Here is a 2,739-nt window from a genome sequence, read left to right on the forward strand (position 1 = left end):
TGAGAGGTAAGATGAAAGCCACGACAGCATCTCTGGCCTCTCAGCCTATCGCCTGTGGCTGTTAGGTAGTGTCTAGCTAGTGACCAACTTCCAGGCTGAGACTGTTCTGGGGAGCCGCCCGCGCTCTGATCAGAGCCGGCAGATAGGAAACGGTTTCATCCCCCAAACAGCGGGACAGCAAATATTGCCAGAAAGAAACCCCCAGCTTGCGGCAAGTCTTTTTCAGTCCCGTAAAGGTATCGCGGGCTCGACGACCATCGTCATCGCGGGTTCCGCCGCTAATTTTGCGCCGAGTAACATACTCTCGAATGTCAGACTCAGCAGCATTGGTATGTAGCGGCACTTGCGGCGCGTCTAGCACTCGCAGTAACTCCTGTTTGTAGGTACAGAACTGTTGGAGAGCCAGATTCAGACCCTAGTGTTCGGGGTAGCGCCGCCCGAAAATCTCATCAAAGCGTCGGTCTAAACGCTCCCTTTCCCCTGGAGTAGGCTGCTGTTGATAAGCCTTCAGTTCTTGATAATAGTCCCACAAGTCTGAGGTGACTTCGGCGATGTCTTGGCGATGTTGTGCCGTGGCTCCGGGTAGGCGACGGATGCCTCGTTCCATGTGGACCCAACAAAGAGCATGAACCAAGATGGCAAACTGTCTGGCTCCATCACTCAGAACAACGAGTTCTGGGGAAACTCCCCCTTCGATGGCACTGCCCAACAGAGCCGCCTCAGTCACCAGTTTCACCGCCGTGGTGCTGGTGATGCCTAAGCTCTCTAGGTATTGGCTCCACTCTTCGTCCCCATGACTGATGACCTGAGAGGAAAATTTGAGTTTAGCCAAGTGGGAGGCAGCTAGTTGATGCTCCTCAAGATAGCTACGGGAGTATTCATTGAGCACAAAGTCCTCCTGGGTACCTCTCAACATCCGCAAATAGTTTTCTCGACTCTTGCTGTTGCTACTGCTGAAGTAGGCGAACAGGTCGTTGCCGATGACGGTGCAAAACCCATTTTTTCCTTGATGTCTGGCTCCCGTATCCTCGGTGTGGATATACTCGGCTGTCTCCAACCCCACCTGAAAGACTTGCTCCTGTTCTCGGTGAAAGGACTCTTTATTCTCGATTAGGATGCGGTTGACTTGACCTGCTGAAATATCGATTCCTAGTTCCCTGAGCTCCTCGAGGATGAGGGTCTGGGGCACTCGACACTGGTGGTGCTGATAGAGGGTGAAGGAAATTAAGGTCGGTCCATAGTGACCCTGATATTCGGGAGGTAACTTTCCCACGATAGTTTTTCCCTCTGGGGTGACATATTCGGCCAGCAGGAAGCGAATGTTGTGCCGTTGGATGATTAAATCTTGTACGTCGTATTCTCGGTAGCCATTGAAGGTCGCTCCTTCTGGTAGCTCCTCCGGTTCGATGAGCCGCTCTTCATCTGGGACAAAGCTGGTCTTTTTACTCCTTTTCTCGGAACCGGCTCGTTTCTCCCCCTCTTTTGGGGTCTTTTTTTCTTGGTTGAGCGTACTGGGCTTGATTTTAGGCCGGCTCTTCAGTTTCTTGGCTGCTTTAAGTTCCTCGTCGAGGCCCTTGACTTGCTTTTCGAGTCGCGCTACCTTCCTCTCTAGGTCAGCTATAGTTTTTTCCTGGTTCTCAATCACCTGTTTTTGCTCGGCCACCAGGTTCAGCAACCAGTTGACCAAGGGAGTGCGTTCGGTTTCAGGGCTCTCGATGGGAAGAAGCATATCCTTAGTTAAAGCAGATTTTCTTCCTCAGTGCAACCTAAGTCGATGCTTTCTCACGAGTGCGGGTTCATTTTCTAGGTTGACTTCGGCTTCCTTACCAGCATTTATTGAGATGTTGCAAGAAGGAGACTGTCTGATCATGGATAACGCCAAGATTCATCTCGGAGAAATGGTCAGAGAAATAATCGAACAAGAAAAAGCTAGACTCATCTATTTACCTCCTTATTCTCCCGAATTCTCTCCTATTGAAAACTTTTGGTCAAAAGTGAAAGCGACGTTAAGAAAACTGAAGGCGAGAACTTACAAAGACTTAATAGAAGGGATTGAATTGGCTATGTTAGAAGTTACTCAAAAAGATATTCGCAATTGGTTTACTCACTGTTGCTACTGTACCTCATAAGTCAGAGAATTGCTATATCTATTAAGCTACTGATAGAGGATTATCTTGCTGCCAACGAATAATACTAACTAGATACATCAGAAGATGAGAGGAGACCATTTAAGTACCGAGGAAAAAGAGTTAAATTCCATCAGGTATAATTAAATCAATCATTTCTTTACGATTTTTTCGATAAATATAGAAATCACTATCTATCGTGAAAATAGAACTACCCCCGATTAATTTACTCATTCTCACCACACAAGCATCGGCAAAGGACATCGGAACGGATCGATAACGTTGCATTAATTCTCGAATAGCATCTACTTCTTCACTAAACTGAAAGGGGATAACGATCTTTTTACTCATAACTAATCCCATGACAGCATCTTCACCGCCATAAACATTTTGTAATAAAAAACACGCTTCGGTAATGACAGCTTCACAGCTAAAGAATGGATAGGACAAATTAGCGGTTGCTTGAGTTGCCCGGCTCTTCGTTACTCTTTATGCTAAATCAACATACAAGATGCCAAGACAACATACTTCTAACCCAAAAATTCCGAAAGTTTCTCAAGCCATAGGCTCTCCGTTTTATTAGTTTAAGTTTATTGTTGATTCCCTCGACCAT

The 2,739-nt window shown here is 46.8% G+C and carries 4 protein-coding genes and 1 pseudogene; 1 reads left to right on the top strand and 4 read right to left on the bottom strand.

Annotated features, from left to right (window positions below; genetic code table 11):
• Positions 1 to 76: 76 nt before the first annotated feature.
• Positions 77 to 412, bottom strand: coding sequence for an IS66 family transposase (locus O9332_RS03990; RefSeq protein ID WP_353853406.1), 336 nt, complete (start codon positions 410 to 412; stop codon positions 77 to 79).
• Positions 413 to 415: 3 nt separating this feature from the next.
• Positions 416 to 1,645 (bottom strand): transposase, encoded by a 1,230-nt coding sequence (locus O9332_RS03995; RefSeq protein WP_288023744.1) that lies wholly within the window; start codon positions 1,643 to 1,645, stop codon positions 416 to 418.
• A 202-nt stretch (positions 1,646 to 1,847) separates the two neighbouring features.
• Here O9332_RS03995 and O9332_RS04000 point away from each other — a divergent pair.
• Positions 1,848 to 2,129: pseudogene (locus O9332_RS04000) on the top strand (transposase); the annotation flags it as partial.
• A gap of 120 nt (positions 2,130 to 2,249) precedes the next feature.
• On the opposite strand, the gene O9332_RS04005 reads toward O9332_RS04000, so the two are convergent.
• Both O9332_RS04005 and O9332_RS04010 read right to left on the bottom strand, forming a co-directional pair.
• On the bottom strand, positions 2,250 to 2,576 hold the full coding sequence (locus O9332_RS04005) for a type II toxin-antitoxin system VapC family toxin (RefSeq protein WP_002763267.1): 327 nt from the start codon (positions 2,574 to 2,576) through the stop codon (positions 2,250 to 2,252).
• 49 nt (positions 2,577 to 2,625) lie between these two features.
• On the bottom strand, positions 2,626 to 2,739 hold a 114-nt coding region (locus O9332_RS04010), incomplete at its 5' end, for a transposase (protein ID WP_071824397.1).

Source organism: Microcystis sp. LE19-10.1B, assembly GCF_027530565.1.
Taxonomy (GTDB): domain Bacteria; phylum Cyanobacteriota; class Cyanobacteriia; order Cyanobacteriales; family Microcystaceae; genus Microcystis; species Microcystis aeruginosa.